Origin of the sequence: Clostridium sp. HGF2 (assembly GCF_964240115.1) — a bacterium.
GTDB lineage: Bacteria > Bacillota_I > Bacilli_A > Erysipelotrichales > Erysipelotrichaceae > Clostridium_AQ > Clostridium_AQ innocuum.
Map to the genome: position 1 here is coordinate 287,190 of NZ_CAXSSO010000006.1, position 6,506 is coordinate 293,695.

Consider the following 6,506-nt stretch of genomic DNA (forward strand, 5'->3'; position numbering starts at 1 on the left):
ATCAAGCCAGAATTCCAAAAGCTGCACAAATCCAGGAAAACACGATGATAATCAGGATAAGCCATGATATTTTTACATTTCTTCCCAACAGCTTATAGGAGATGAATGTGAATATTGCAGGTATCATCGCAGGCATAATGGTGTCCAGAATTGTTTGAACCTCTTGTGTTACCTCGCCCATTTTAAATACAAGAGGTGTTGTCACTTTCACAAGGGATGGTATTAAAGCACCGACAACAGTTAATCCCATTGCTGATATTGAATTCGTAAAAACAGACAACTTTTTGCCAAGCTCATTCACAAGCTTTAGTCCGCCCTTATATCCCCAGGATACAGACTTAATCCTGATAAAACCGATTACGATACCATATATACACCATACAATCATGCCCAAAGGATTTCCATCCTGTGCCATATATGCTGTAATCGAACCCAAAATTGTTGGTATCAGAATAAAGAAGATACTGTCACCAATACCGGAAAGCGGTCCCATCAAAGATACCTTAAGGTCCTGAACAGCATCCTTAGCCTGTATACCCTGATTATCCTCTAATGCTAGAGTAGCCCCCAGAATCAAATTTGTCAGCCAAGGCATACAATTGAAATATTTAAAATGGTTATCCATCGCTTCCGTCAATTCGCTATCATCCTTATAAATTTTACGAAGTGCTGGCATTACAGCAAAAGCATAGGAACCGGCAAGCTGGGTTTCGTAATTGAAAGTTTCAATGGACATGAACCATCTTATTCCTACCTGATTTAAATCCTTGTTTGATAAAATCGCTTTCTTTTCATTATTCGTCATCATACTGTTCACCTCCTGCAGATACCGCCATTTCCAAAGATCGATTCTGATCCTTATACAGCTTGAAACCTAATGCAGCTCCAACAATTGCCACTCCCAAAACAGGAACATTTAAATATGCCGCAAATACAAACCCAATCAGCAGATATTCGATATTCTGTTTAACTGGCATATATTTCAGCAAAACAGCAAATCCTACAACCGGTAATATTTTACCGGCAAGTGATAAACCGGAGGTGAACCAGACCGGCATGGCATCTATAATCGTGGTGACAAGCACATCACCAAATGCTACAGCAAGAAAGGTAGGTAATCCAGTCGTTAATGCGGTTATGATGATACAGATAATATACATCATATTGAAGGAATTCCATTTCCTTTCCGTCGCATATGTCTGAGCCTTGCGCACGAAGATACCATGTGCGATATTCCCAAGTACATCCAACTGTACAGCAAGCATAGCTACAGGAAGACCAACTGCGATTCCTGCCTCAATTCCCTGTCCGGTACTGACTGCTATCGCAATAGAAATGATGGCTCCAATCTGATAATCCGGAACTGATGTTCCACCGATTGCCGCAACTCCCAGCGACATCAGCTGAAAGGTGGCACCAATTGCCATCCCTGTCATGATATCCCCCATAATAGCACCGGCTAAAAACCCCCAGAATACAGTGTTGTAAATAAAAATCTGCGGCCCCTTCTGGTCAACCTTTTTCAAAGCGGCCAGCAATGTAATTAAAATTATTTGTATAGCATTCATATGTATATTTGATCTAGGACTAGATCAATCTCCTTTCCTATTTAACAATAGCTTCAAACGGTGTCGCCTTATCACTCGGCACATACTGTATCTCGACTTTTGCGCCTAGTTTCGTCAATTCCTTATATGCGATGATATCCTTTTCATCTGCCATCGCACGGTTTGACAGCTCAACACCGTTTTCAATTCTCACAGTCCCCCCGATATTAACTTTTTTCAACGGCTCAACAGCTGCGATTTTCAACAGAATGTCCGGATGCTTCGTCACAATAAACACCTTCTGTGTGTCATATTTATGGTTTTTAAAATTTGTAAGAGCTGTCTCCTCATTGATAATGGACAAATTTACGCCACTGGGCCGCCCGAATTTCATGGTTTCCTTTTTCTGCGGATCATCTGCCACTTCATTGTCAATGACCATTAAGCGGGTACAGCCGGTTGACGGTGCCCATTGCGTCGCTACCACACCATGCAGTAGGCGATTATCGATTCTTGTTAAAACGATTGCCATATTTCATTCTCCTTTCCTATTCATCACTATAAACCTCTTTATCATTTCCATTCAGAATGTGCATATAATCATAAATATATGCAATCTCACTGCAGGGAATCTCTATTCCATAATGCTGTGAAAGCTCCTGAAATGCTATTCTCATATGATGTATGAAATCCTTTTGTTCAACCTCGAATTTCTGCAAATCGGGATACGTTTTCACCGGTATGCGTTTTACCATGCGCTCTACAAAGCAGCAGATATGCACGTACAGACCTATCAGAATTTTCGGATCGATTTTCGAAGACTGCTCACGCTCAAGCAGATGTATTGATTTTTCAACGATATCCAGCAAGGCCCTTGGATTTAGAATGGTTAAAGATTCAATGACATTGATCAATGAAAAATTCTTTAGTAGATCATCGTTAAACTGCTGTATTTCATCATCTCCCATATAATTTCTGAATATATCATTGATACGGCGTATTGCACGCAGATTGATAATATCTCCCAAATCGATGAAATCAGATCCCGCAAGCTTTGGATCCATTGTTCCTGCGACAAACAGAATATCATAGGAACCCGATATTTCCTCCTGCGTCTGTTCATTCAGAATCTGATAATAATCATATGATATCAGCTGGATCGGTATCGTTTTGGGAATACTGTCCTGGAACAGAGCTTTTATCTTCTCAGCAGTAGACATTCCGCTTTCGCTTGTAAAGATAATTGCTTTTTTCTTCGCCTTTTTTTGAATAAAGTTATACGTACAAACCGTTTGTTTACTCGCTTCCTGCAGGATTTCCTGAATATTTCTTTTCTGAAGGATACCATATCCGATATGCAGAGCCATAGAGGTCGTCGTATTGTTTATGATACCGATATTGATATCATAACGATTTCTGATTTTATTGCCTATCAGCTCCAGAGATCCCATATCCACCAGAATCAACGCATTATCCAAAAACTGTTTTTCATTCAGATAGGTATCAATTTTCTTTACGATTTCATCCACCTGTACATCCAGAGGCATATCAAATGCCACATAGACCTGCTCTGCCAGCAATGCATTTGCGGCATTCGCAATACTGGAAGCAGTTGAATAACCATGACAGATGATTAAGCCTACTGCATAATCATTGTCAAATGCTGTTTGATCGTACTTTAAATTCAGAATCATAAGCAGCTTCAGGAAGGCATTGGTTTCTATGGAAAATGTCTTATGCAGCAAAAATTCCACTTCGCTGTAAACCTGATATTCCTTTGATTCAACATCATACAGCATTGTGAGCAGTGTTTTGATACTTTCCTCATACCGCTCCATAAATTCATAGAATATCTGATATTCAATCGACTGGCAATATAAAGAAAATACCATCAGATTCTGCATATTGTTGCTGAAGGAAATATTTGAGCGAGAGTGACAGATATCGGTGACACTTTGGATGATTGCTTTATACTGCTCCAAGCTCTTCTGGAACTTTGGCAGGCGGAAAATAATATGATCATTAAACTTTTCGACCGCCGCATACAGCCTCTTCCCGGATTTTGATGCCGTATCATAATAATATTCCTCGGCATACCGCAGGATATCATAAAACAGCTCCTTTGTGATTCCATGGTATATCAGCTGATATTCCTCCAGAAGATAGGCATGCTCCTTATCATAAACGCTCACCCTGTATTTTAATTCACTTGGAATACAGGATACATCCAGACAGATATGCTCTTCCTTTTTCTCATAAGCATGGAAGAAGGATCGCACAATCGCACTTTGCAGTTGTTCTATGCTGTCTTCAAAATCCTGTGCAATCATCAGCTCCATGAAGTAATCTGTAATCTTCAAGCCCTTTTGAACCTTTTTTGATTCTTCCCGTATGAAATGCAGAATCAGTGATTCCTTTTCATAGATTGTCCGCTCTTTCAGTGATGGTATCGTTACAATCGTCAAAAGGCGTCCCAGCAACTGTTGTGTAAACGTCATTTCAAGCTGCTGATTACAAAGAAAGATCAGCTTTGCCTTCGGCCCATTCAGTGCCGCACCCTCATCTATATAGTCTGCCAGTGCATTCTGAATGTTTTTTCCTGCATTTCGAAAGCTGTTAAATACAATATACTCATACTTTGAATTCTTTAATATCCCTGTTTCATTGCTCTTTTCATCATTCTTTCCAAACAGCAATGTAAAGAGCTCAGGCTCCTCGATGGTATCACAGGATATGTAGGTATATTCTGCATTTTCACTGATCAGCCGTTCTGCCTGACAGTATGCATATATCTGTCTGCTCAGAAACCGTTTTCCAGAACCCGGCTTTCCGCAAAGTACAATTGGAAGTCCGTGTGGTGGATAGTGCAGTGCCTTTTTAATATTTTCGATACTACTTCTTAAGCTGTAATCACTCCCTATCACATTTGTAAATTTTGAAACACCCATATGCAGCAGCTCTTCCAGATCTTCAACGGTATCATATTCACTTCGCAGTGATTTTCCGCGAATGCGGCTACGTAATATATCCTTATGCAAATACAGTACCGGTCTTTCATTTACCTTAATCAATTCCCCTTCTTTGTACAAATCGTTTAAGTAATGACTTGACAGACTCCGGCTGATCATAAACTTATCTGCAATATATGCGGAAGAATAATGATGCCTGTTTTTTCTTTTTAGATATGCAGTTTCATCCATCAGATAGTCCAGAATTAATTTCTTTGTTCCACTATACATATACTGTGTTTCCTCCTCATAAGGTCCTAGGTCTTATGCACCTTTATTTTATTCTCTGAGATGCTTAAAAAATTAAATTTCCAAAAGAATTGCCATACAGAAATTAGAATTATTCAAATACATAATGTTTTACACACTTCTTGCCCGATTTTAAACACTATTCCAATCTATGACAGCTCTACACTTCTCAGAAAATACAATTCTCTCATGCACAAAGTATATCAAAGAAAGCTGATGATAGCCATGCATCGCTTCTTCCATATTTTTCATGGGAGCCAGTTAACCTTAGCGTGTCAATTTACACTTTTAATATAGTAAGTGCATAATTCCGGGAACAGTATGGTAACTTAATCTCTCTTTTTAAAAGAATCCGGAATGCCGGCATATTATACGGATTATGCAGCTTTTTATATCTCTTCATTCATACTGGCTAGCTGGTCAAATTTCGTTGTTATTTAAATAACTTCACCATGAACTTCATACGCTTTGCCAAAGATGCTTCATATATGAATTTATTCCTTGCCTTGACAAATAAAAAAACAGACCTCATGGAAGTCTGCTTATAAATAACTTTCATTATTTCTCAATCGCGACTACCTTTGTATCTGCCAGGTAGTCATGAATCATTCTTCTGGATTTCTTTTTCATTGCGATATAGATAGACAACAAGCAGATGACACCACTTGCTACACCAAGAACCAGCGTCAGATCATATCCCGCTGCCAATGATAACAGCTGACAAACGTAGCTGCCCCCGGGAATCAGACAGCCTTCCAGAATTATACAACCTAAAATTTGCCGTTTACATAATGATTTCAAATCAATATCACTTCCATCCCGCTTAACGATTTTCATGTCCATGAATTTCTTTCCACATGTCTGACCGTTATGACGATAAGGATAAATCACATAATATGCGATGCAGAACAGCAGGCTGAGTATACCTGCCACCCAGCCATAAGGCTGATCAAATGCAAGCAGATTTTGGTTGACCTCCTGTGTTTTAGTTAAAGCCATATAAAATATGACAGTAGGAAATGCAGTAATCAGTGAACCAGCTATCCAATCAATCCCCCATGCTACTGCACGATTTGTCATGTCCACATTACATGCTTCATTATCTAGTTTTGAAAACAGTCGAAAATACCATTTCAGCTTTACTGTATCTTCCATATGCCCTATCTCCTTTAAACATCACGTTTTCCAGTGGTCTATACCACTCAACAACCATAGTATAACACACATGAAAGCGCATTCCAAGTATTTTTCTTTATAAATATCATTCCTTCATTGATGCAACAGCAAAATTTACTGTTGGAAGTTCTGAGTGAATTAAGTGCGGATTATGAAATCTTACATCACATAACGATACAGGCGGTATACAGGGCTCTGCTGTAACGGAGATACAACAAACTCTCCTGGTATCTATGAAAAAACCCTTATTATGAGAATATATTAAAAAAATCAAGAATATGTGGATTTTTTAGGAATTTCATACCTTCTTAACGTATAGAAGTATGTAAGTGATGATGAGCTTACAGAAGGAGGTTTTCGTCATGGAAAATACGAAAGCAAATACTGTATTGAATCACTGCAATGATGTATACTTCAAGTACACCCTTTCCCGTGAGGATGAAGGATCCGTGTACGCCCGCAACACCATTATTGAACGTGTTACCGGAATTAAGGTAAAGGAAAGCACTGTACAGAATCCGAATCT

Annotated in this window: 5 protein-coding genes; all 5 read right to left on the reverse strand. The window is 39.0% G+C overall.

The genetic code is table 11. The features are described from left to right. Window position 1: 1 nt before the first annotated feature. Window positions 2-808, reverse strand: a complete 807-nt coding sequence (locus tag ACESPQ_RS12670; protein WP_002606872.1) for a PTS system mannose/fructose/sorbose family transporter subunit IID — start codon at window positions 806-808, stop codon at window positions 2-4. After that, on the reverse strand, window positions 795-1,568 hold the full coding sequence (locus ACESPQ_RS12675) for a PTS mannose/fructose/sorbose/N-acetylgalactosamine transporter subunit IIC (RefSeq protein ID WP_002606871.1): 774 nt from the start codon (window positions 1,566-1,568) through the stop codon (window positions 795-797). The genes ACESPQ_RS12670 and ACESPQ_RS12675 overlap by 14 nt, the downstream gene beginning before the upstream one ends. Window positions 1,569-1,605: 37 nt before the next feature. Beyond that, the gene (locus tag ACESPQ_RS12680) at window positions 1,606-2,079 is read right to left on the reverse strand and encodes a PTS sugar transporter subunit IIB (protein ID WP_002606870.1); all 474 of its coding nucleotides are present in this window, start codon (window positions 2,077-2,079) and stop codon (window positions 1,606-1,608) included. Between the two features lie 16 nt (window positions 2,080-2,095). Next, window positions 2,096-4,786: a PRD domain-containing protein gene (locus tag ACESPQ_RS12685; RefSeq protein WP_373144438.1), complete on the reverse strand. Its 2,691-nt coding sequence runs from the start codon at window positions 4,784-4,786 to the stop codon at window positions 2,096-2,098. A 576-nt stretch (window positions 4,787-5,362) separates the two neighbouring features. Beyond that, window positions 5,363-5,959, reverse strand: coding sequence for an RDD family protein (locus ACESPQ_RS12690; protein ID WP_002606867.1), 597 nt, complete (start codon window positions 5,957-5,959; stop codon window positions 5,363-5,365). Window positions 5,960-6,506 lie beyond the last annotated feature (547 nt).